General features: G+C 41.0%; 32 protein-coding genes and 2 tRNA genes. 19 read left to right on the top strand and 15 right to left on the bottom strand.

The annotated features are described in order from the left end of the window. Positions 1–53 precede the first annotated feature (53 nt). The 3 genes from P6N53_RS16360 to P6N53_RS16350 all read left to right on the top strand — a co-directional run bounded on the left by P6N53_RS16360 (position 54) and on the right by P6N53_RS16350 (position 707). A tRNA-Arg gene (locus tag P6N53_RS16360) sits at positions 54–130 on the top strand. Positions 131–157: 27 nt separating this feature from the next. Then, entirely contained in the window at positions 158–610 is a 453-nt protein-coding gene (tadA, locus tag P6N53_RS16355; protein WP_441315725.1) for a tRNA adenosine(34) deaminase TadA, read from the top strand. Positions 611–615: 5 nt separating this feature from the next. After that, positions 616–707 (top strand) — tRNA-Ser (locus P6N53_RS16350). A 133-nt stretch (positions 708–840) separates the two neighbouring features. Here the strand turns inward: P6N53_RS16350 and P6N53_RS16345 are convergent. The 3 genes from P6N53_RS16345 to P6N53_RS16335 all read right to left on the bottom strand — a co-directional run bounded on the left by P6N53_RS16345 (position 841) and on the right by P6N53_RS16335 (position 2,936). Next, on the bottom strand, positions 841–2,001 hold the full coding sequence (locus tag P6N53_RS16345) for a site-specific integrase (RefSeq protein ID WP_304545090.1): 1,161 nt from the start codon (positions 1,999–2,001) through the stop codon (positions 841–843). A gap of 92 nt (positions 2,002–2,093) precedes the next feature. Next, complete coding sequence (locus P6N53_RS16340) at positions 2,094–2,501, bottom strand: ImmA/IrrE family metallo-endopeptidase (RefSeq protein ID WP_304545088.1); 408 nt, start codon at positions 2,499–2,501, stop codon at positions 2,094–2,096. 21 nt (positions 2,502–2,522) lie between these two features. Next, a complete protein-coding gene (locus tag P6N53_RS16335; RefSeq protein ID WP_304545086.1) occupies positions 2,523–2,936 on the bottom strand; it encodes a helix-turn-helix domain-containing protein in 414 nt (137 codons plus the stop codon). Between the two features lie 216 nt (positions 2,937–3,152). Between P6N53_RS16335 and P6N53_RS16330 the strand changes: the two genes are divergently transcribed. From P6N53_RS16330 to P6N53_RS16305, 6 genes are all read left to right on the top strand, one after another. Further along, the gene (locus tag P6N53_RS16330; protein ID WP_304545084.1) at positions 3,153–3,365 is read left to right on the top strand and encodes a helix-turn-helix domain-containing protein; all 213 of its coding nucleotides are present in this window, start codon (positions 3,153–3,155) and stop codon (positions 3,363–3,365) included. An 87-nt stretch (positions 3,366–3,452) separates the two neighbouring features. Beyond that, complete coding sequence (locus tag P6N53_RS16325) at positions 3,453–3,785, top strand: helix-turn-helix domain-containing protein (protein WP_304545082.1); 333 nt, start codon at positions 3,453–3,455, stop codon at positions 3,783–3,785. Beyond that, positions 3,763–4,017 carry a hypothetical protein gene (locus P6N53_RS16320; RefSeq protein WP_304545080.1) on the top strand — a complete coding sequence of 85 codons (255 nt, stop codon included), beginning with the start codon at positions 3,763–3,765 and terminating at the stop codon, positions 4,015–4,017. The genes P6N53_RS16325 and P6N53_RS16320 overlap by 23 nt, the downstream gene beginning before the upstream one ends. 1 nt (position 4,018) lies before the next feature. Beyond that, positions 4,019–4,291: a hypothetical protein gene (locus P6N53_RS16315; RefSeq protein WP_304545079.1), complete on the top strand. Its 273-nt coding sequence runs from the start codon at positions 4,019–4,021 to the stop codon at positions 4,289–4,291. Between the two features lie 25 nt (positions 4,292–4,316). Continuing rightward, positions 4,317–5,300, top strand: coding sequence for an ATP-binding protein (locus tag P6N53_RS16310; RefSeq protein WP_304545077.1), 984 nt, complete (start codon positions 4,317–4,319; stop codon positions 5,298–5,300). A gap of 130 nt (positions 5,301–5,430) precedes the next feature. After that, complete coding sequence (locus tag P6N53_RS16305; RefSeq protein ID WP_304545074.1) at positions 5,431–7,431, top strand: AAA family ATPase; 2,001 nt, start codon at positions 5,431–5,433, stop codon at positions 7,429–7,431. Positions 7,432–7,698: 267 nt separating this feature from the next. Here P6N53_RS16305 and P6N53_RS16300 read toward each other — a convergent pair whose 3' ends face one another. Beyond that, entirely contained in the window at positions 7,699–8,139 is a 441-nt protein-coding gene (locus tag P6N53_RS16300) for a hypothetical protein (protein ID WP_304545072.1), read from the bottom strand. Positions 8,140–8,165: 26 nt separating this feature from the next. Next, a complete protein-coding gene (locus tag P6N53_RS16295) occupies positions 8,166–8,447 on the bottom strand; it encodes a hypothetical protein (protein ID WP_304545070.1) in 282 nt (93 codons plus the stop codon). A gap of 124 nt (positions 8,448–8,571) precedes the next feature. On the opposite strand from P6N53_RS16295, the gene P6N53_RS16290 reads away from it, so the two are divergent. Genes P6N53_RS16290 through P6N53_RS16270 form a run of 5 tightly spaced genes read left to right on the top strand, consistent with a single transcriptional unit; the run spans position 8,572 to position 11,264 of the window. Next, positions 8,572–9,564 carry a replication protein gene (locus P6N53_RS16290; RefSeq protein ID WP_304545068.1) on the top strand — a complete coding sequence of 331 codons (993 nt, stop codon included), beginning with the start codon at positions 8,572–8,574 and terminating at the stop codon, positions 9,562–9,564. Continuing rightward, positions 9,485–10,243, top strand: coding sequence for an ATP-binding protein (locus P6N53_RS16285; RefSeq protein WP_304545066.1), 759 nt, complete (start codon positions 9,485–9,487; stop codon positions 10,241–10,243). Before P6N53_RS16290 ends, P6N53_RS16285 begins: the two co-directional genes overlap by 80 nt. 12 nt (positions 10,244–10,255) lie before the next feature. Then, positions 10,256–10,615 carry a RusA family crossover junction endodeoxyribonuclease gene (locus P6N53_RS16280; protein ID WP_304545064.1) on the top strand — a complete coding sequence of 120 codons (360 nt, stop codon included), beginning with the start codon at positions 10,256–10,258 and terminating at the stop codon, positions 10,613–10,615. Between the two features lie 24 nt (positions 10,616–10,639). After that, a complete protein-coding gene (locus tag P6N53_RS18825; RefSeq protein WP_304545062.1) occupies positions 10,640–11,008 on the top strand; it encodes a hypothetical protein in 369 nt (122 codons plus the stop codon). Next, positions 10,998–11,264, top strand: a complete 267-nt coding sequence (locus tag P6N53_RS16270; RefSeq protein WP_304545061.1) for a hypothetical protein — start codon at positions 10,998–11,000, stop codon at positions 11,262–11,264. The genes P6N53_RS18825 and P6N53_RS16270 overlap by 11 nt, the downstream gene beginning before the upstream one ends. Before the next feature lie 225 nt (positions 11,265–11,489). Here P6N53_RS16270 and P6N53_RS16265 read toward each other — a convergent pair whose 3' ends face one another. After that, positions 11,490–12,011: a methyltransferase family protein gene (locus P6N53_RS16265; protein ID WP_304545059.1), complete on the bottom strand. Its 522-nt coding sequence runs from the start codon at positions 12,009–12,011 to the stop codon at positions 11,490–11,492. Positions 12,012–12,313: 302 nt separating this feature from the next. On the opposite strand from P6N53_RS16265, the gene P6N53_RS16260 reads away from it, so the two are divergent. The 4 genes from P6N53_RS16260 to P6N53_RS16245 are packed head-to-tail and all read left to right on the top strand — an operon-like array spanning position 12,314 to position 14,354. Beyond that, positions 12,314–13,156 carry an ATP-dependent DNA ligase gene (locus P6N53_RS16260; protein WP_304545057.1) on the top strand — a complete coding sequence of 281 codons (843 nt, stop codon included), beginning with the start codon at positions 12,314–12,316 and terminating at the stop codon, positions 13,154–13,156. 9 nt (positions 13,157–13,165) lie between these two features. After that, a complete protein-coding gene (locus P6N53_RS16255; RefSeq protein ID WP_304545055.1) occupies positions 13,166–13,465 on the top strand; it encodes a hypothetical protein in 300 nt (99 codons plus the stop codon). Between the two features lie 44 nt (positions 13,466–13,509). Then, positions 13,510–13,632, top strand: coding sequence for a hypothetical protein (locus P6N53_RS16250; RefSeq protein ID WP_304545054.1), 123 nt, complete (start codon positions 13,510–13,512; stop codon positions 13,630–13,632). Next, positions 13,629–14,354 carry a hypothetical protein gene (locus P6N53_RS16245; RefSeq protein WP_304545052.1) on the top strand — a complete coding sequence of 242 codons (726 nt, stop codon included), beginning with the start codon at positions 13,629–13,631 and terminating at the stop codon, positions 14,352–14,354. The genes P6N53_RS16250 and P6N53_RS16245 overlap by 4 nt, the downstream gene beginning before the upstream one ends. Positions 14,355–14,853: 499 nt before the next feature. Here the strand turns inward: P6N53_RS16245 and P6N53_RS16240 are convergent, their stop codons facing one another. The 6 genes from P6N53_RS16240 to P6N53_RS16215 all read right to left on the bottom strand — a co-directional run bounded on the left by P6N53_RS16240 (position 14,854) and on the right by P6N53_RS16215 (position 17,419). Beyond that, positions 14,854–15,156, bottom strand: coding sequence for an FmdB family zinc ribbon protein (locus tag P6N53_RS16240; RefSeq protein WP_304545050.1), 303 nt, complete (start codon positions 15,154–15,156; stop codon positions 14,854–14,856). A 70-nt stretch (positions 15,157–15,226) separates the two neighbouring features. Continuing rightward, on the bottom strand, positions 15,227–15,652 hold the full coding sequence (locus P6N53_RS16235) for a hypothetical protein (protein WP_304545048.1): 426 nt from the start codon (positions 15,650–15,652) through the stop codon (positions 15,227–15,229). A gap of 36 nt (positions 15,653–15,688) precedes the next feature. Continuing rightward, positions 15,689–16,141, bottom strand: coding sequence for a hypothetical protein (locus P6N53_RS16230; protein ID WP_304545046.1), 453 nt, complete (start codon positions 16,139–16,141; stop codon positions 15,689–15,691). Positions 16,142–16,168: 27 nt separating this feature from the next. Continuing rightward, complete coding sequence (locus P6N53_RS16225; RefSeq protein ID WP_304545044.1) at positions 16,169–16,654, bottom strand: hypothetical protein; 486 nt, start codon at positions 16,652–16,654, stop codon at positions 16,169–16,171. Positions 16,655–16,719: 65 nt separating this feature from the next. Beyond that, positions 16,720–17,052, bottom strand: a complete 333-nt coding sequence (locus P6N53_RS16220) for a hypothetical protein (RefSeq protein ID WP_304545042.1) — start codon at positions 17,050–17,052, stop codon at positions 16,720–16,722. Between the two features lie 61 nt (positions 17,053–17,113). Next, positions 17,114–17,419, bottom strand: coding sequence for a DUF5316 family protein (locus P6N53_RS16215; protein ID WP_304545041.1), 306 nt, complete (start codon positions 17,417–17,419; stop codon positions 17,114–17,116). A 1,328-nt stretch (positions 17,420–18,747) separates the two neighbouring features. Between P6N53_RS16215 and P6N53_RS16210 the strand changes: the two genes are divergently transcribed. Continuing rightward, entirely contained in the window at positions 18,748–19,026 is a 279-nt protein-coding gene (locus P6N53_RS16210) for a hypothetical protein (protein ID WP_304545040.1), read from the top strand. 399 nt (positions 19,027–19,425) lie between these two features. On the opposite strand, the gene P6N53_RS16205 is transcribed toward P6N53_RS16210, so the two are convergent. Genes P6N53_RS16205 through P6N53_RS16195 form a run of 3 tightly spaced genes read right to left on the bottom strand, consistent with a single transcriptional unit; the run spans position 19,426 to position 20,979 of the window. Next, positions 19,426–19,605 carry a hypothetical protein gene (locus P6N53_RS16205; protein WP_304545038.1) on the bottom strand — a complete coding sequence of 60 codons (180 nt, stop codon included), beginning with the start codon at positions 19,603–19,605 and terminating at the stop codon, positions 19,426–19,428. After that, positions 19,602–20,378, bottom strand: coding sequence for an ATP-binding protein (locus P6N53_RS16200; RefSeq protein WP_304545036.1), 777 nt, complete (start codon positions 20,376–20,378; stop codon positions 19,602–19,604). Before P6N53_RS16200 ends, P6N53_RS16205 begins: the two co-directional genes overlap by 4 nt. Beyond that, positions 20,371–20,979 carry a Mu transposase domain-containing protein gene (locus P6N53_RS16195; protein WP_373323067.1) on the bottom strand — a complete coding sequence of 203 codons (609 nt, stop codon included), beginning with the start codon at positions 20,977–20,979 and terminating at the stop codon, positions 20,371–20,373. The genes P6N53_RS16200 and P6N53_RS16195 overlap by 8 nt, the downstream gene beginning before the upstream one ends. Positions 20,980–21,232: the final 253 nt, after the last annotated feature.

Below are 21,232 nucleotides of genomic sequence, written 5' to 3'. Positions count from 1 at the left end.
TCGACAAGTTGTTAGTTCTTAATAAAATTTTGGGCTAACAACTTAATTTATATGCGCCCGTAGCTCAGGTGGATAGAGCAACGGTTTCCTAAACCGTGTGCCGGTGGTTCGAGTCCTCCCGGGCGCACCATTTTTTTATTTTAAGGGGTTTTTTTATTTGTCCCATGCTTCCTATATGCGAGAGGCATTGCTTGAAGCAGAAAAAGCTGCTGCAAAGGGTGAGGTACCCATCGGTGCCGTAGTGGTTGCCGAGGGAGAAATTGTAGGCCGGGGCCACGACCTTAGAGAAAGCCTATGTGACGCATCTGCCCATGCAGAAATATTAGCCATGCGCGAGGCGGCAGGGCACCTGGGTGACTGGAGATTAAACCATGCCACCCTTTATGTAACTGTGGAACCCTGCGCCATGTGTGCCGGTGCCATTGTGCAGTTCCGGGTGAGGCGACTAGTATACGGAGCACCAAATCCCAAGCATGGTTCGGTGGATACCATCCTAGACATAGTCAACCAACCCCGGTTTAACCACCGGGTAGAAGTAATATCCGGCATAATGGAAGATGAGTGCCGTGAGGTAATACAGAAATTTTTCAAATCACTAAGAAACAAATAGAACACGGAGAGTTGGCCGAGCTGGTCGAAGGCGCTCGACTCGAAATCGAGTAGGCGTTAACAGCGTCTCGTGGGTTCGAATCCCACATTCTCCGCCACTTGAGGGCCGCTTTACTTAACTAAAGTAAGGCGGTTTTTTAATGCCATTTCACAAAAATTTCACATAAAATTTCACAAATCAAAAATTCATTTCACATTAATCGAGTAGCGTTTCACAGAAAATCGAGTAGATTAACTTCCCCAGATGGCTTGATCAATTTTCATTGCAATTTGTTCTTGTACTGATCTTTCGGTGTGACCATAAAGATCATTAGTAATTTGAATGGTACTGTGTCCTAATCTGTCACTGGCCCCTTTCAAAGGAACGTTTTGTGCAATCATTAGGGCAGCGTTGGAGTGGCGTAGGTCGTGGAACCTGACAACTGGTAGCCCAAATCTTTTTAGCCGTGCTCTGAAGAGATCGGACAAGTATGATGGATTGAAGGGCTTCCCATCGGGCCAGGTGCATACATAATCTGACTTATGATATAGTTCGCCGTGCTGGAGTTTCATTTCTTTTTGCTTTAGCTTATGGTCCTTTAATGTTTTAATTAATCTGTCTGTGACTACGATTACCCTGTTCGAAGAATCAGTTTTAGTTTTTTTCCTCAGCACAGGGGTACCATCATCAATAATTAAATTGTGACGGATATGAATCAATTTGTTTTCCATATCTACATCGGTCCAGTGCAGGCCTAAGACTTCCCCACGGCGGGCCCCCAGGACCACGGATAAAAACACAGGCATGAATAAGTCATCTTCCCGGAATTTATCCAACAGTTCTCTAATCTGCTTGGTTGTCAGAAAACCTGCCTCGAATTTGGTTCTGCTTGGAGGGGTAACTAGTTTAGCAGGATTCTTTGGGATTGTTTCCTCCCTATAAGCATCTTCTAATGCCTTAGAAAGCACTCTGTGGACATAACGAATGGAAGTGCCGGAAAGCGGCTTGAAGGATCTCTTTTTACCATCAACTTTAGCTTCCCTGGCCTTTTGCAGCTTGGAATATAACCCTCTGATATGAGCAGCCCTTAAATCTGACAGCTTGATGCCACCGATGTAAGGATTTATATGGCAGCGGATGTTAACTTCATATCCACAATAGGATGTGGGTGAGATAGTTTCCCTTTTCTCCTCCAGCCAGTTATTCAGGTACTCAAATAAAAACATTTTGTTGGGCTCTATGTGGGTACCTTGGCTGATGTCTATTGTAAGTTTGGCAGCGAAGAGCTTTGCATCTTTCTCCTTTTTAAAGCCACCCTTATATTTTTGTATTCTATTCCCGTTGCCATCAAATCCGGCATCATAGCGTACTTCATAATAGCCTTTCTTTTCATTAAACCTAATTGTGGCCATACTTCACCTCCTTTCACTAGTTAATAGAAGTCAACCTTGGCAAAAAACATATGTTCTGCCAAAGGGGTAAAAAAATTTGCATTATAACAAATCTAAAAATATGGCAACATTTCTGTGGGTATATAATTTCTTCTAAATACATTTTCCAAGGTTTCACCAGGGTGAATTTTTGTTTTGGATAACAGTAATCTAACTGCAAACATATTTGCCTGACGCTCATATTTTCCGGGGTTAAATAAGGAGTGCTGATCCAACCAGAAGCGACTAAAGCCTGGATGAAGCCTATCATGTGCAAGTTCGTGGGCGCAAATAAACCTTTGCCAGTCTTCTGATAGATCACGATGTATGACAATGTATCTTCTGCGGAGTTTTTTGTAATAGAGCCCCCTGGTTCCCACACCCAAATCCTCAAACCAAACTTCAATGTTTAGACCACTTGCTATGGTGAACGGATCATTTGTCTTAAATTTACGAATCAATTTATTTATGACTTGGTCCATTCGAATCATCCTCGGCCTACTTTATTTTTTCTTACGTCCGTAGGTTTCTTTATTCTTTTCCTTAGCGTCCCAGAACATGGCCTCCATGACACGTTTGATTTTCTCTTTGTCGCTCCTGCTGAGTGGAACACCGTCAAACATTACCGGGGCATCTTCCTCAAGCATCCTTTTAAAGTCGCGTTTATCTTTAGATGTGGCCCAGGTGGGGAGGGCAGCATCCCCCTGTTCGTTATCAATCGGCAGCTCGTCCTGGCCTAATAAATAATCTATTGTGACATTAAAAATCACAGCAAGCTTAGCTGCCATCTCCGCACTTAATCTTTTCTTGCCCCGCTCAATTTCATAGAAATAGGTAGCTGTAATACCTAGTTCTTTTGCTAACTTTGTACCGGATATATTTCTACTCGTCCTAAGTTCTCTAATTTTGTTATCCAAATAAACCACCATCTTCCCAAAGCTGTTTGCTTTATATTAACAGCTATTAGCTTGAATTTCAATCAGCAAATAGATAAATTTTTTATAAAACTCTACGATTTAGAGCAAATAGCTATAAAACATACTAATTCTAACACAAATAACGCTAATAGCTATATTTAGTCTTTGTAAATATAGAGCCATTAGCTTAATATTATGCTTAGGAGGTGGTAAGATTTGGACTTTTCAAGAACAATTAAGCACGTTTTGGTTGATAAAGGACTCAAAGCCTCTGATTTAGCCAGAATGACGGGCTATTCCTATCAATATGTCCTTGACGTACTTAAAGGCAAGAGACGCTGGAATGAAACTATGATTGAAAAAGTCTGTGAAGTTCTGGATTTGAAAGTAAAAGTGGTACCAAAAGACACTGACATAGGGGCCAGCTAAATACTTCACTTTATTCAGATTCCGGAAGCCTTAAAATAATGTTTTTTACAAACACCTAAATTTCTACGGAAGGGGTGAGGAAATTCAATGAAACGAGAAAGGCTTGCGTTAATACCCAAAGCCAGGTACTGCCAAGAGTGTGGAACTAAGCTGCTTGAAAATGCAAAGTTTTGCTTGGAGTGCGGGTGCAAGCTGGCTGGGCTTGATAATTTCCTAGAGGACAAACCAAAACGGGTGTACACTGTGCAAACTGCCTTGAAGGAATATTTTCAGGGTACCATCGGTGAAACAAAGCTAAGGAGTGCTATTAGGCAGGGGCAAATACCACATGTCCGAGTTGGTGTCAAAATTCTGCTGAGGGAAGAGGCCTTGGATAAATGGATGGTAGCACAGGAAAATGCTAAGCAGCTATCTAGTTAGAAGGTGCAAAAACTGTGGAAGCATTCATGGTAAGAGCTTTGGGGGAGGTGATCTGATTATTAAGGTGGTGTTCACAGGCAAGGGCAGTGACTGGTCAAGATTCCTGCGGACTATGCGAAAGTGGTTGACTCATAATTCTTGCGGCACACATTACTGGGAAAACGACAGTAAAGCCTACGGTGCTGCCAGGGTAGAAAGCAATGATTTATTAAAGGTGAAGGAGGCTATTTAACATGCTAAAACTAAATGCTGCGCTGTTAAATCTGCAGCAAGCACTGGAAGAGTGCGGCATTGGCAAGGCAGAGGTTGTTATTAACTGCCATCAAATGACACCGGTACAATGCATTACTGTTGCCAGGGATATCGCCATTAGTGGTTTTGGCAAAAGGATGATTGAAGAGGATAAGATACACCGTTATTCCCATCGGAAAGGTGGCTTTTCCTGGGTACAGTTGGAGGCAGAAGAGGCAAAGATTAATCTTTTCTATAACCTGAAACATTGCTAACTGGTTTGTGAAGGAGGAGAATTTAATGCCAGTACAATTTCAACGGGCACAGCGGAAAAGAGCTAAATTACGCCTGGCCCTGGCCGGTCCCGCTGGAGCTGGAAAAACCTATTCTGCCCTGTTAATTTCCTTTGGTATTGGCGGAAAGGTAGCAATGATCGATACCGAACGAGGTTCCGGTGAGTTGTACTCCCATCTGGGCGAGTACGATGTCTGCACCCTTGAGGCACCCTTTCTCCCGGAAAAGTACGTGGAGGCCATTAAGGCTGCCGAAGGTGCGGGCTATGACATTATCATTATCGATAGCTTATCCCATGCCTGGGCAGGGACCGGCGGGGTGTTGGATATTCATGGCTATGCAGCGGATAAATCCGGTAACTCCTGGACCGCCTGGCGGCAGGTAACCCCTCGTCATAACGAACTGGTGGATGCCCTGTTGCAAAGTAAATGTCACATCATTACCACCCTTCGTACAAAGATGGACCACATCCAAACCACAGAAAACGGTAAGACCCTAGTTAAGAAGGTAGGCATGAACCCTATTCAACGGGATGGTATGGAGTATGAGATGACCGTTTTTATCGATATGGATCAGTCTCACATGGCCAGTGCCACCAAAGATCGTACAACCCTGTTTGATGGACAGGTCTTTAAGCCCTCTAAGGAAACCGGCAAAAAGCTGGTTGAATGGCTTGATAGTGGAATCAGCAACAGTGCTGCAGTTATTGATTTTCCTCCCACTGGCCCCCTTCCAGCACCTGACCCGAACAGCCCTGCCTGGGAAGCTCTGTATGGAGAAAGAAAAAAAGAAGCACCACAGGGTACCACCCAGAGGGGAAATGTAAACCAGCAGATTCAACAGCAAAAGCCTCTTACCAGCCAGAAAAACCAAGCGGCTAAGTCACCGGTAAACCCTAACCAAAACAGTGATGATCCCTTCTGGAATTCAATTAATCAGATGACTCCCCCAGCCACGGCAGCGGGAAGCGGCAGAAGGAGGCTCTTCTAGTGAGGGAGCTAAAGGTACTTTATCCACTGGCTGTGGATAACCGTAAATAAAGAAGCCGCTCTACAAGACGCAAACTTGTAGGGCGGCCAACAAAAGAAAATTTCCAATTAATATTATGGAGGCTGGATCCGTGAAAATCAATACACTAACGGTAGAAAATTTCCGTAACCATAAACAGACCCATCTTAAGCTGGATAAGATAAACTTTTTTGTGGGGCATAACAATGCCGGTAAATCTTCACTATTAGCTGCCACTGAATGGGGCCTTATGGGCAAATGTGTCTGGACAGATAAGGGAGGCAGAGGGGCAGCGGAATTGGTTCGGCAAGGAGCAAAGCAGGCAGCGGTGGCTATAGAGGTTGAGGGTTTAGGTGGTATTGTGAGAACAATGCCACCCCACACCCTGCATGTGGGCAAAGTAATGAATACTGTGGAAGGGCAGGCTGCCATCTTAAACCACCTATCCACAGATGAAGACAAGCTGCACCTGGCCCTTAGTGCCGGAGCATTTCTTTCATTAACACAAGCTGAGCAGAGAAATTTTCTCTTTAATGCATATGGGCTTAGCTTTACCGCCGAGTTAGTTGCCAATAGGTTAGCCACCTGGTTGAAAGATAGAGGGCAGCCAGAGGATAGGGCAGAGGCTTTGGCCAATAAGGCACGACATTACTACCCGGCTAATATTACAGGTGGACCAGAAGTGCTGGATGTAATGGAGAAAAGGGCCAAGGAACTGCGCCGGGACTTAAAGAGAGACAAGCAGCAGTTAGAAGCAGCCCTGGCAGAAATGGTAGAACCAATTGGGGAGACCCGTTTACCCGGGCAGATAAATGATATTAAAGTGCACCTTAGTCAATTAAGAAGTCAAAGGGATGAATACCTACGCCTTAAGGGAAACACCGCAGCCCGACAGCAAGCCCTTAAACCGCAGCTAGACTCACTGGAAGCCAAGCTTAAGGACAACCAGGATAAAGTATTAGAACTAAGCGAGAGAACCAAGGAGTATGGAACGATTGTTTCCACAGAGAGTGATGACCGGACAGAACAGCAGGAAAATGACTTAATAGATAGGCTTAATTACCTTAACGACCAATCATCCGCACTAAAAAGCCGGGCTGAAGGGCTTAATAATCGACTAAGCACCCTAGGAGAAGCTTGCAGTGCTTTAGGCAGCCGAAACCGCCGCTGCCCATTGGCCCCGGAGCATATCGACTGTGCCATGAGCAGCCAGCAAGTAGAGGAATTACTTGACCAGTTAAAATCCGAGTATCAGCTGGCCAAAGATGAACTAACAGGGGTTAAAGCCAACCTCAGACGTGTTCAGGAAGAACTTAATTTAACCAGCGGTGAACTACAAAGGCTAAGGGCTAAGCAACAACAGGATCAGGAGAAGAGCAGGCAAGTGATGGCCCTAAGAAACCAGTTACATACCTTGCAGGCAATGGTTAAGCAACTAATGACAGACCGGGATAACCTAGCTAAGGAACTGGCTGAAGTACCCCAAGAACAAGGGAACAGCACAGAATTAGCTAAGGAAATACGAGTCTTGGACCAACAGATTGCTAAAGCCGAGGAGCAGCTAATTAAGGCCGGAGAACTTTCTGCCTTGGCTAAGCGGCGAGAAGAAATGAAGCAGAATTTGGCCACCCTGACCACGGAGGTCGAGGACATGGAGGTACTGGTCAAGGCCCTGGGCCCGGAAGGTGTTCGTAAGAATATGTTAGCCAGCTTGCTGGATAGTTTCCAAAGCCGGGTAAATGACCGCCTGAACAGGCTAACTGAAGGGGGCTATCAATTATCTCTAGGCGAGAATATGGAACTCCTCTGCCGAACCAATGGTGGACCGATGCTGCCACTAAAACTCCTATCCAAGTCTGAACAGCTAAGGGTAGGCATTGCCGTACAAGAGGCCCTTAGCCATGCCGTCGGTCTTTCCTTCCTGGCCATTGATGAGGCAGATATGCTGGATCAGGAAAACCGGGATTTACTTACGGGTATGTTGCTGGACCTGGCCGAGGAATATGACCAGGTGCTGGTGTTTACCACCGTTGGTGAGGTACCACCCCAAAATCCTAGTATTGAAGGAGTTAAGCTGTTCTGGGTGGAGGAAGGGAATGTATCAGAGATTTAAATAACCAAGCCGACAACTGAATAACCCCGCTCCATTCCCTAAACGAGGGCGACTTTTGGAGCGGGGTGCTCAGTCTTAAATATTCAAGCCTGTATATTTATCAAAATAAGTATCGCTGTTGAAACTATAAAACCCAATATCAAGTATAGTAATATTTTGACTCCAAATAAAATTTGGGTTTTGTATTGTTCATCTTTATTTTTCAAATCTCGGTTACCCATTTGTACCTCCAATATATTTATAGAATGAACTACTTAATTCATGATTTCAAGATTCTGCAAAGGCTCTTTTATCAAATACTGAAATTAATAAATAACCAAATATGATACCGCTAAGTTCCTGAGGGAAAATTGAATACATTATCATGATATTACCTAAGGCACTGGGTAGATACTGCCCAAGATTAGAAAAATAAGTAGCCGGAAGTATAGCTAGGTAAAGGGTAGGCAAACCTATGGCGGTGAATTTTATCCAATCAAAAGACCATAAACCACTCTTCTTTAATACTGCAATAAGGTGTGGTGATGCAAGTAGAATTCCTATTGTGATTGGGAAGAACGACATAAAGAGGAATTCAGGATATGCATGATAAGTCATTAGTTTTTGTTGTTTTAGGTAATGTTGGTATTCAGTACCCTTGAAAACAATATAGCCTAGCAAAATTACATAGGTTAAATAACCTAAGAAACGTATCAAAGACTTGTTCATATATATCACTTCCTAAACCAAATATATTACATTACAGTATTACATCTATTTTCCTTACGCCTTAGCAATTGTATAGCTATAAGTAAAGCAGAGATGATCGGGAGAAGTATTAATAAAATGCTATAAATATCAGCTAACCCAAAGGTGCCTATAAATCTCCAGGTAATAGAAGCATCGGAGGTTAACTTTTTGTGCAAAACAAAAAATATTGCTCTAAATATTAGTAATGGCTGGGGCCAGAAAATGAAGGCATTTAATATCATTAATATCCATGTAACTAAAAGAGTCTGTGTTAAATGTCTAAGCATGATTATCAACTCCTGTTTTAAGAAGTGTTATAGATAATACTTAAACTTATTTAAAAATCATTCTGTATATTCTAAATTATACCTGCTTTAGAGATCTGAAATTTAAGAAAGGAGTGTCTGCACGGTGGCCAATCCCCAGCCAGAGCAATTTACCAGGCTATCTAACGAACTATACACAGCCATAATGCAGGCTAACTTCAGCAAAAGACAGCGAAAAATACTAGACCTGGTTATTCGCATGAGCTACGGCTGTGGTAAAAAATTTGCTCTCTTACGACCAATGGATTTTGAATTGGTGGGGATTCATAAAACAGATATTGGGCAAGAATTGGCCCATTTATCCCAGGCTGAGGTGCTCTTTATTGACGGTGAGCAAATTACCCTAAACAAAGACTATGAATGCTGGCAAGTGGGACTGGCTCACTCCATTAGTAATGAAAGATGGAATGAGGTATTAAATAAAAATTTAGGTCAGTCCAGAGTTGGCAAAATACTAACCACTAAGGATTCTAAAGGTGGCAAAATACTAACTACAAACGATATTCAAGTTGGTAAAACACCAACTAATGACGGCTCTGAAGTTGGTATTTCACCAACAAGCAATTGGTGTTTTACCAACCAATCAATAGGTAAAATACCAACCACCAGGGACCCGGAGGCCAATCATTACAAGACCTCCCAGCTCCCTAAAGAAAAGGTTAAAGAAATTATTAAAGAAAAGGGGATAACCCCCCAACCCCCCCTTAGGGGTAATAATGGACAAGAAACAATTAAAGACATTCTCACGCGGTTTCCCAGATACACCAGAACGCAGACGGATAAGCTCCTGAACTACTGGCAAATGATTAGCCGAACACATAAGAACAGGACTATACCATCTACCAACGTCGCAAAAGAAATGAACTATTGGGAACGGTTTCCTGTGGGGATTGTTATGGAAGCCATTGAGCTTCATCTATGCAAATACCCGGGTAAGAACCAAGATTACACAGCGGGAATTATGCGCCGCTTATTAAAAGAAAAAGGAGGTTCAGAGAGTGGAACCAATAGCCAACCTGATCAAATTACCAACATCGACTGGAGCAAATTCCTCTGGAACGGTGGCAAATACCTATAAATGTGACAAATGTCAGGACAGGGGCATTGTGTTTATTTCTGATAACTTGGTGGAAACTTGCCCCTGCCAGCAGCAAAGAAAACTGGAACGGTTAATTAAAAGCTCACAAATTACCCCTGCCTTTCGAGCCAAAAGCTTTACCAACTTTAAGTTTGAAGGCAAACCACAGATTATCTGGGCCATGTATCAGTGTGCCAAGGACTATGCCGATAGCTTTAATGAGTTGCAGCACCTGGAAAACAACTGGCTGGTATTTTTGGGTGAACCGGGCTGTGGCAAAACGCACCTTAGTATGGCCGTGGCCAATAATTTGCTGGCTAAGCCAATACCGGTTCTATATTTCCCTCATGTGGAGGGTATTAAGGAACTGCTAAAAAACTTCCAGCAAAAGAGTGAGGACAGCATTAACCAGAAGGTGGAGAAGATGAAAACTGTGCCGGTCTTAATCTGGGACGACCTTTTCAAAGGACGGGAGAAGCCCAGCGACTGGGTGATGGAACTTGTTTTTGAAGTGATCAACTACCGGTACCTAAACCTATTACCCACTATAATAAACAGTGAGCGGCTAGGCGATAAGTTGCTGGAACTAGACAAGGCCCTAGGCTCCCGCATCCTGGAGCGGGGTAAAGGACACACAATAATTGTCGAGGGCCAGGAATATAACTTCCGGCTGCAGTAAGAGGGTGAACCTATGAAAGTTTCCTTTAGCATTCCGGGTCGACCGGTACCCAAGCAAAGGCCCCGGGTAGGTAAAAACGGCAGCATATATACCCCAAAGAATTGCAAGGAGTATGAGAAGAAAGTGGCCGAAGTTGCCTATACAGTTTTCCGCAGGCCCTATGCCGGGCCGGTTGCCTTGGAGATAAATTTATTCCTAACTTCCCGTCCCGGGGATTTGGACAACTACGTTAAATCAGTCAGCGATGGCTTGAACAAAATAGCCTACCTGGACGACCGGCAAGTGGTGGAATTAAAGGCGAAGGTAATAGTACAAACAGGCATCACTGAGCGGGCGGAGGTAACCATTAAAGCCCTGCCCCTAGCTTTATGATTAATTAAGGAGGTATAATTTACCATGAGACAAGCTGACTTTAAGGCCAGAATAAAGAAAATAGAAATAGCCAACCGAACCCTGACCGATGGCTGGGCTCAATCCATCAGGGTAATCCTGGATGATATTGAACTAACCGATGAGAACCTGCTTGAGCTAAAACAATTCCGCCCCAACGAGCCCATTATGGTGGTTATCACACCGGTGCAGGTAAGCTTGGCCGACTGTACCACCGATAAAAAACACCTTTCACTTGTAAAGTCAGAAGGGGAAACCATAGATGACGAAGAAGAACCGGAAGAGGATGACTATGCTTTTCAGATGGTGGAAGGAGAACCCCAAGACCTAGCCCCGGGGATGGTGGCAAAGGAGTGGAAGTTTAGTGATCATTGATTTAACCACTGAGGAATACGCGATGATGATTACAGCTGTAAATACAGCGAGGTTTTTCTATGAACAAAATGGTAATACGGTTCAGGTAGGAAACTGTAATCATCTAACTAAAATTCTGATGGTGGCTGACAAGATCAGCTTCGAAGTAGGCAAGGGCATCACAGAAGGTGGATGGAAGGACTTGGAGGAATTCCTTAGGGAAAGAAAGCAGATGAACCAGGATGAATCCAAAGTGATCAAATTTCCGGGCAGATAATCAAGTAATAATTCCCTGTTACCCCCTCACCGCGAGGGGGTCTTATTATGCACCTTAGCTAACTAAGAAAGGTAGAAGCCGAAGCTACGGTCAAACCGATAATCTATCATTGTTGAACATTTGCTAAGATGTGCAGCTAATAATTAAATATAAACATTTATATTTAATAACAACATTTAATCATTTAATAATGCACAATTTTAAATAAGCGTGTCAATTAAGTTTTTAAAACCAAGTTCCCTTGCGATATTCACGGTATACTTCTCCGTAACGTGATTCCAGTTCATCTTCCTCTAGTTGCCGCCAATAAAGGATGTTACCGATACCAAAGAGCCCTGCTACTAGGCTGATGATAGCACTATGATAAACCGCCCAACCTATAATCCAGAGTATAAATCCGGTATACATTGGGTGGCGGAACTTTAAAAACAACCCGGTGGTTACAAGATGATTAATGTTTTCCAAGCCCCTTAGCTGATATACAGTTCCTAGCGCCAAGCCAAACCCAATCATGGTTAGACTAAAGCTAATCCATCGTAGAACATCAGGCAAGATGATTTGTATGGGATCTTGAGGGCACATATTGAACCAACTCATCCACAAAATGAACATAACCACAAAAATAATGGCAAAAAAAATCATACTTCCCGTATTAACCTTACCGGATTTTTTAAGCAATTCATAGCCTGTACGGATAATTAGACAAACTAAAAAAAGACTGAGAAACACAAGGTAATCTATATTCAACTTTAACTCACTTCCATTTAGTATAATTTACTTTTTATAAATAATTAGAGTGTTCTAATTCATTGACTTTTTAATGAAGTTCCTGATAATAGGCAAATTTTAGATTTGAATAGGTGAAGATTTTTGTATGTATGTTTATTGATGTAATATATTTCCACAAGATACCAAGTACTCCTCTTTGTTGTTTATCTAGGAATAAAAAAAATACCCATGATTATAAGTAATTCATTAATATTGTTCAGTGGATAATAACAGCAAATTACTTCACCTCAACCCGGCCATACTACTCCTGAGGTGATACCTTGCTTACCTTCCCCGTTAAACCAATGCTGCTGGAAAAGGTAGAAATCCCCTTTAATTCCGATGACCACATATTCGAATGGAAGGTTGACGGAGTTCGCTGTATCATGCACTATTCCCAGGGAAACGTGCGCCTGCAATCGAAAACAGGCCGGGAATGTACGGCTGCTTTTCCAGAGTTACATAATCCATTGTTAAATGCCAAGGAGGCCATCCTTGATGGAGAAATTACGGTACTTACCAATGGGAAACCTGACTTTGAAGGGGTTATGAGCAGATACTTGGCTAGGCCAGGCAGGACATCTTCACTAGTGGAAAAGAGGCCTGCCTTTTATGTGGTTTGGGACATACTGTGGCATGATAATCAAAACTTAACAGGCCTGCCGCTGCTGGAACGGAAAGAAATCTTAGCCGGGGCACTGGAGGACAGCGAACATATTACCAAAATAGACTGGATTGATGGCAGAGGCCAACTACTCTGGGAAGCTGTAACGGGAAATGATTTAGAGGGTATGGTAGCTAAAAAGAAAAACAGCCGATACGAACACCGGAGATCAAGCAACTGGGTAAAGATTAAGGACTATAAAGAGATAGTAGTCAATGTACTGGGTTATAAACCAAAGGACGGTTATGTCTTGGTAGGCACTGACGACAGAGTTCAGGGCCATGCCCTTGGCATAAATAAGACAGAAAGAGCAGCTCTCTGGGAAATCTTATCCCGTTACGGAAAAGAGGATGGCCTCACCATCTGGCTGCCTAAGGGAATTAGGGGTAGAGTGAAATTCACCACCTGGACACCAGCGGGAAATATGAGGGATTGTTACTGGGCTAGGTTTGAAGTATAGGAGATATCAATGCTTGAATTTCTCTTTAATCTTTTTATAGAGTTCCTATTATGGCTTCCTTTTAGGTGGTGGCCTTTTAATCAGCTAATTAAACTTGAAAGAGTAATTAATGAATTATCACAGGAAGAATGGTTTAAAGAACTAGATGATGACTACAGATATTCATTTATTCTTCGTAATAATAAAAAAGTAATCAGGACACTCCTAAAGCCAGGAAGTGCACATGCATTAAAATACGATATACAAGTCCAAGAGCAATTTATCAAAATGGTTAAGGATGAGCATGTAAAATTTGTTGGTCTTTCGTAGCATCTTAAAGTGGAGTATCAAGTAACAGCGGAGGGATGCCAGAATTGGCCAAGCAAAAGAGAAAAGGAGTTGTAGTTGGAGATATCTTTACATTTAAGATCAATTACGACTCACGATGTTTTGGGCAAATAGTAGCCGCAACCGACTTGGTGCAAGGCTCTGTGTGATATTTGATTATGTGTCTACTGGCATACCTGAATTAGAAACGTTAACTAATAAAGGCATAATAGCCATCGCCAATATATTTGATGCAGATTATCCGGACATAGAATGGGAGTATATTGGACATGCGCCGGTTAAGGTCAAAGGAATGAGACTTCCTAATAAATTAAACGGTGAAAATGTAAACCGCTTTGATGGAAAGCTTATTAGACCTGCAACGGAAGAGGAATTGGAACTGGTAAGATTAGAAAGCGACAAGGCTAGAGAACCATACCTTTCTTACATTACTGAATATACTTCCGGCTCATTAATGGCTTTCACAAAATTATATTTTGAAAACCGTCAATTCGAACATTACTATGACCATACATTTACAGGAAGCAAATGGGATGCCGCTGCAAACAAAGAAGGTATTCTGCTAGAAGAAGATACATATACAAATGACTCTAATAACTTACTAGATGATGAAGCCACAGAAGAGCAGTACTACCAAATACCTATAGAATTCAAGTTAGAAAGCGATGGGTTTGGTACATCAGAAAATCTTGATACAAGATACTTCATAGAAGATCTGCTGGATAGACGACTACAAAATGAAAACGCTGGATTTTGCGATGGTGGCGAAATAGGTGAGGGTAAGATGTTTATTTTTTGCTATTCCCAAAGTCCCGAAAGAGCTGTTGAAATTATAAATGATGAATTAAGGAAACACGATTTTTTAAGATAAAGAAATGATGCTACTTTATAGACCGCTCTGCTGCCTTGTAAGCCAGCTCTGCCATTGTCACAAAAGCAACGTGCTTGCAACGGCAAAGGCGAAGTATAATGGGAAGGCATGGGAGGCATGACTTCAGAGTTTGCCGCGAATCATACAACGGTTGCTTAGAATGGGAACACTAAAAGCCTCCCGGCCCCATGATTGGGGCGGGAGGTTGGAGGGCTGGGGTAGAAGGACACGCGAAGACCAGCGAGCACTCTGCTGGAGCCCATGACCCCAAAGTACTGTCACGAAAGCGGGCTGCCAGCAGTGTGCGGCCTAGACCCAGAGGAGAGGCAGGGTGCCGACCCAAAAGGAATGCATATAAGCATGGCACGCTGCCGAAGATGACCTTGACTGTTATGCCTGCCATAAAAAAATAAACCTTCCCTTTATGAAGGTCTATCAATAGGTTAACTGAAAGGTCAATATTCAATAGAAGACCTTCTGACTGAAGCAGGTAAGTGTATCATCTAATACCAGTCCAGTTTTCGTGGTCCTTTTCTTGTAATTGAGCACCGCATTTTGGGCAATGAACAGTTCGACTGAACTCAAACCTCATATCTTGAACTTTTCCACAGGCAGGGCATTGATATTTGTAACAAAAGAATAATCCTAAAACAACCAATAGAAAAAATAATATATAACCTAAATTCTGGGTTACACTATGTTCTGAATATATTAAAAACACAGTAGGAATTGTAAGAAAAATAGTTATTAGTGCTAATGTTTTGTACTTTTTTACCATTTTAAATTCTTCAATTGTGTTCACAAAATTCACCTACGATCATTTTCTACTTATGTGACACTTAAGAAGCCACCTATGGTTAGGTGGTCTCTGTTTATCTCATTTTTACATCTATAATTATTGTTGGATTAAAAATACTATAAGTATCAATAATGGTCTTACCATCGGTGGCATATACATTAATTTTATTAACCTTTGGCCTATTTCTCATGTACACCAAAGCTTCCTCCGGTGTATTAGGTTCTGGTCCATAAAAGTCTTGTTTTAGAGCATAACCACTTTTACCGTGATCACCTAATACCGAAATTAGGTCTGGTTCTTCTTCTGGAGAATTGGCATATAAAGCAGAACCATATGTTTGACCATTGGAGTTTTTCGGATAAATGGAGGCATTATTTTTAGGTGATAAGGTATCAGATATATAAGGGCTAGAACCAATTGTTCCTATTGTTAAGCCAACAACAATGGTGACACCAATCATTGCTGCTCCAGTTTGTTCCTTAAAAAGTTTAAACCACATTTCATGCCCTCCTTGTTTTCATGGTTTAGATTCCTATTAGACCTCTCTATTGATAAATTTAATTCTGAGTTTTAGATACTTACCCAAGTCATAACCAACTAGAAAAATTACTGGTAGTAAAAGCAAAACCAGTTGTTCTAGAGCTGGCATTTCGTAACAAACACCTTGGATTGGAACTTTCCAATAGTGAGGAATTGTTATTAGTACTACTAAGGGTGTCCAGGCGAAGATTGATCCTACAAATACCCCGGCATAAGGCATGAGAGAATATATTATTGCAGCTATCAGTGCCTCCTTATGTTGCCAATAGCCGCAAACTACAGAAAGGGCTAACCAACTTATTAGATAAATAATAGAAGCAAAAGTATTCTCTGGAGTTATATCCCCAACTTGTCCACCTATTGTTAGAACCGGTTTAAATCTATAGTTATAAATAGTCGTTACACCAATCATTATCATTAACCAAAAAGTAGATTTTAGATATTTCATAATGCTCCTTTAATATGCTGGAGGTATCTATATTCTTCGACTTCCTCCGGAAGTAAAGGGAACCTCTTGACCTCTTATTACAATATAAGCACGTATTTTATATGCTAAACTCGTATTGTCTACTTCAGGAACCAACTTTCCCAGTGCACCGTTATTATCAATCGAAGTAAATGTGATCTCCTCACCTGGCCGTAAATCCCTAAAAGGTAACTGAGTGCTTCCCTCTAGCCAATAAGGTAATTCTTCTATAGTCATGTTGCCATTAGGATAAGTAATAGTATTGTGACCTATTAGAACAGTCAGATGACGAATAGGATATTCACATATATTTTTAATTTTTAGGGAGTAAGCTACTGTTCCATCATTAGAAATAATTTTTTTACTCACACTTTCAATTTTAATTACATTGTTTACCGGTGGAGTGGGAACTGGCTTTAAATAATAAAAAATACCTGTACTAAAAATCAATAAAATGATAAAAGCCATAGGACTTTTAAGTAGTTCTAATTTCAAGTGGTAAACCTCCACTTTCAATATAGTTAAATTTGTAAATAGTTCTTTAAATAGGTTTGAAGTTACTATTTATTAATCTCTTTATTTTGCTGTTTAACTTTATAATATTTTTCAATTAGCCATAATCCCCCAATTAAAAGGATTATTAATCCAAGCCGAATGGTTGCATCGTTATAAATTAATCCAAGAATAAATAAAGAGATGACATAGCAAAATTCTAGAATTAGAAACCTTTTGGGCAAGGTATCTACCATTAAATCAGAAAACGTTAATATAGACATACCAAGAATAATCAAAGCAACCCCAATGTTTTTCGCGGGGCTATATATTGGAACACTTAATAAAATAAGGAATCCTATGATCTTCAATGCATAATGTAATAGTTTTTTATCGTTCATTTATTTCATCTCCTACTGTAGAGAAAGACAGAGGACATATTTTTTTGCAAAAAAGCTAGAACTAAAACCAACCCATATATAAGAAGACAAATCCCACTACTACTCCGGGTAAGCCTATATAAAAGAACATACTTGCCCATCTTGACCTTTCTACTTGCTCACGGTCTGGGGAGTAATTAATTGTTCTAATTCTGTCGCCTAAATTTCCTATTGCTCCACCTATCAATGCAGAAATTGCCCAGAGGGCGAGGCCCATAAAGAAAGAGTATCCTGCGGCAGTACTGTTATCTCCAATTAGGACTACAATAGTTAATAGAATTAAAATACCAACCATCAATGATGCTTTAATAGATAATGGCTTCCTCATTGGTTTCCTCCTTAAACCTATTTTGGATTACCTCAGAACTGATTAGCTAACGATATTTAGCGTATCTTTAAGAATAAATAATAGGATAAGAAGTAGAGATATAATTGAATATTTCCTATTTCCCTTAGAGTTCGGTAAGAAATTAAACCAATCAGCCAGCAAAATGGAAGAACCAAGGAGAATGGCTAAGATTATTTGCCAGTCCATGAATGCCTCCGAAAGAATATTTATTATAAGCTTATTCAATCCGGATGAAGTATTTCCTGTATAATAATTCAAAACAAATAGCATGACTTATCAAAAATAAAATGTTGTATAAAATTAATTATAAAATTTACTTTACTATAATAGGAAATAAATAAATATCTTGCATATAGAAGTTTGAAATATGCAAGGGAAAATCCTGAAGGGTAGAGAAATATCAAGAAATACCAAAAAATATTACTTAGGAAGTGTGTTAGTTGAGTAACTATAAACAGTTTATACCTATTGCGTTTGGCATCCTATTGGGCCTATCAGTCTTAATCTCACAATCTGGTATTTTTAAAGGGGTGGACATAAGAGCATACAACGTTATTAACCAAGTGACGTTCTTACTAAACGTTCTTATAGTAGTTCTAGCTTGGCGTCACTATAAGAGAACAGGTTACCACTTATTTAAGTGGATATCTGTTAGCATAAGTATCTCAGTCTTCTTAAAAGTTAAAAACTATTTATATAGTCATTATATCTGGGCTAATCAGGCTTCCCTAAACCCCGAATTACTCAACGTTATTCAACAAATAAATGCCTCTATAAACCAAGGTTTTAGAGTAATTATCGCTCTTTTGTTAGTTTATTCTCTTTACAACTATCCCATAAAAACAACTTTTAGCAATTTCATTAAACCATTTTGGTTAGCAGTTATTGTATTAATTTGGGTCGGTTCAGTGATAGTCACACAGGTTAAATTACTCAGTCAGTTCTCTTACTTACCCATACAAATAGCAACTGGTGTTATCAACTTCTACGGCATTAAGACATCAATTAAAATGTACAATCTTAACAAAGATAACCTCTTCAGGTGGTTCACCTGGATTTTTATCTTTGATCTAACTCCAATTATCCTAATCATAATCAGTCTTGCCTTTATCCCATTTTCTTTTATTTTAGAAACCAGTTTTTTTGCTTTTTATAATTATCTTATAATGTTCTTCAGTTATGGCAGTCTCATATTAATGACAACTTTTCTAATAAGATATAGGGTTGAGGATTCAGTTGGAATGGAAAGTAATCCAATACGTAAGGAAATCTAATTACAATAGGGATGCGGGGTTGGTGGCAAAGGAGTGGAAGTTTTAATGAATATTGACTTAACTGACGATGAATACATGATGGTGATAAAAGCGGTAAATGCTGCCAGGTTGTTTTATGAGGAGAAGGGTAATCAGGCTGAGGTTGCAAACTGCAACCACCTCACTAAAATCCTGATGGTGGGTGACAAGATTACCTTTGAAGTAGGCAAGGGGATCACAGAAGGTGGCTGGAAAGACTTAGAAGAATTCATGAAGGAAAGAAAAAAAGAAGAATTAGAAACGGCCAAGGTTATTAAGTTTCCTGGAAAATAAGATAAAATTAACACTTCACCCATCCACCAGGATGGGTATTTTTATGCACTAAGCTTCTTAGAAAGGTATCAGGTAAAGCTACGGCCAACTGCAAACACCATTTGATTTAATTTTTCTTTATTTGGCTCTAGACATGGATAATTAATAATGTAAACTGATAATCAAAAATGCCTCAATTTTCGTCAAACGTTATAGAATACTTTATCTACAGAATTAGTTGAAAGGAATACTTAAATGAATATTTCGTTTTGGTAGAGCAGGTTTCTCGGTGAATTAGAGCACCGGTCACGGCCAAATTGAGCACTTGTCTCGATTAATAGGACACCTTGGCAATTCCAGTATTATCTACTGAGGATATGCTGCCGAAGTAGCATATCCCCAGTTAGATGCTAACTTCGATTAGAAATCAACATGTTTGGCTGGAATTTCTATGCCATACTTGTGCAGAATCCCTTTGAGAATTTCATTTTCTGCTCGCAGTTCGCCAATGCTTTCTAAAACTAGTCTATGGCCGGATAAGAGCTCATTAAAAAGATCATGCAATTCTTCATACCGTTCTTTGTAATTCTTCTTTTTCATAAGTCGGTTCCTCCCGACTTGTTGGATTTTATGCCGTGGCGCTCACGCATGGATATATTTCCATCGATTAATATTTCAAAAGAATTGTGCTTAATGCGATCAATAATGGCCTCCGATACGGTTCCATCTTCGGCAGTGCCGATACGATCATACCAGCCGCGCGGATCAAACTGTGTACAAAATATCATGGAGCCCCCTCTGGTTCGTGCTTCCACAATTTCGAACAGTTCCATCGCCTGGTCTGTAGAAAGTGGCTTAAGGAGCCACTCGTCAAGAATCAATAGATCTACTTTTTGGTATGCTTTGATTAATTTCTTGTAGGTGCCTTCTCCCTTGGCAATGACAAGATCATTCAATAGTTCGGGGAGTCGGATATAGCGGACTGTTAGAAAGTTTCTACAGGCTGCGATGCCAAGTGCACAGGCAATATAGGTTTTGCCATTTCCCGAAGCCCCTTCTAGCAGGATATGATGGCCGTCATGAATATAGCGGCAGGTTGAAAGCTGAAGAATCTGGGATTTGTCCAATTGTCGATCGACATGGTATTCGATGTTTTCAACACATGCATCTGGATATCGAAATGTGGCCGCTTTAATAGACTTTTGCAGTTTGCTTGTGCGGCGTTTCTGGTACTCCATATCCACAAGCATCCCAAAGCGGTCATTAAAAGACAGTGCATCATAAGAATGGTCACCATCCTGTGACTTGAAGGCATCAGCCATAGCACTAAGCCGCATTGCGTGCAGTTTTTCGATGGTCGGTTGGTTAATCATTAGATTCACCTCCGCCAAAGTATGCGGCACCTCTTGTGAAACCATAGTGCCCACTTGGCTTAGAAGCCTGGTTGGACTTATCTGGTTTTACCCGGTCCTGTCCGGTCTTTAGAATCATTTGGATATTCTTTAAACTCGGGGTTGGGGTGTAAGCAAGAGCCCTGCTACAGGCATCTTCAATACGTTCAATGGAGTATCTGTCAGCCAACTTCATAAGCGTCTTGCAAGACGGATAGGATTGTTTCTCGACTTTATTGGCAGTCAGTAGAACTTTCATGACCGCCTCGGTTGATCGGCCTACTCCAGCTGCCCATTCAAGAAAGTTTGTAGTGGTATAGGCAAGATATTGTCTGTGGTTCTCAGGCATATGTTCCGGCAGTATGACCGGATCACAGATACCAAATCTCCGGACATGTGAGGCAATCCGGTTGTTATGAAAAAACACCTCTATGGCTTTGCCAGTGTAACGGATGTTAACTTCCTTGCCAATAAATTCATAAGGTACCGAATACTTGATTTTATCCACAGTTATGAGATAATCGGGCTGTATGGTTGCAGTTGCCCAGACGGCAATCTCATACGTGGAAGCAGGTAATGGCAGGAGATAGGATTTTTCCTCATCTTCGAATGCAGAAAGCCTGCTTCCGTTCTTTTTCTGGAAGGGTTTCGCATTGAATTCTGCCAGCTTTTCCTTAACGGCACTATTCAGCGGTTTAACCCCCTATTGTTAGAGCCATCTCCCATAATCTCATTTTTTCATTGAATTTCATAACAGCCAGAAAAGGCTAAGTTATACAATGATGGTCCGGCGGCCTTGACAGCCCTAAGGGCTGCGGAATGATTTAACTACCGAC

Origin of the sequence: Desulforamulus aquiferis, from assembly GCF_030577015.1 — a bacterium.
In the GTDB taxonomy this organism is placed as follows: domain Bacteria; phylum Bacillota; class Desulfotomaculia; order Desulfotomaculales; family Desulfotomaculaceae; genus Desulfotomaculum; species Desulfotomaculum aquiferis.
This window is presented reverse-complemented; position numbering and strand designations above follow the sequence as displayed.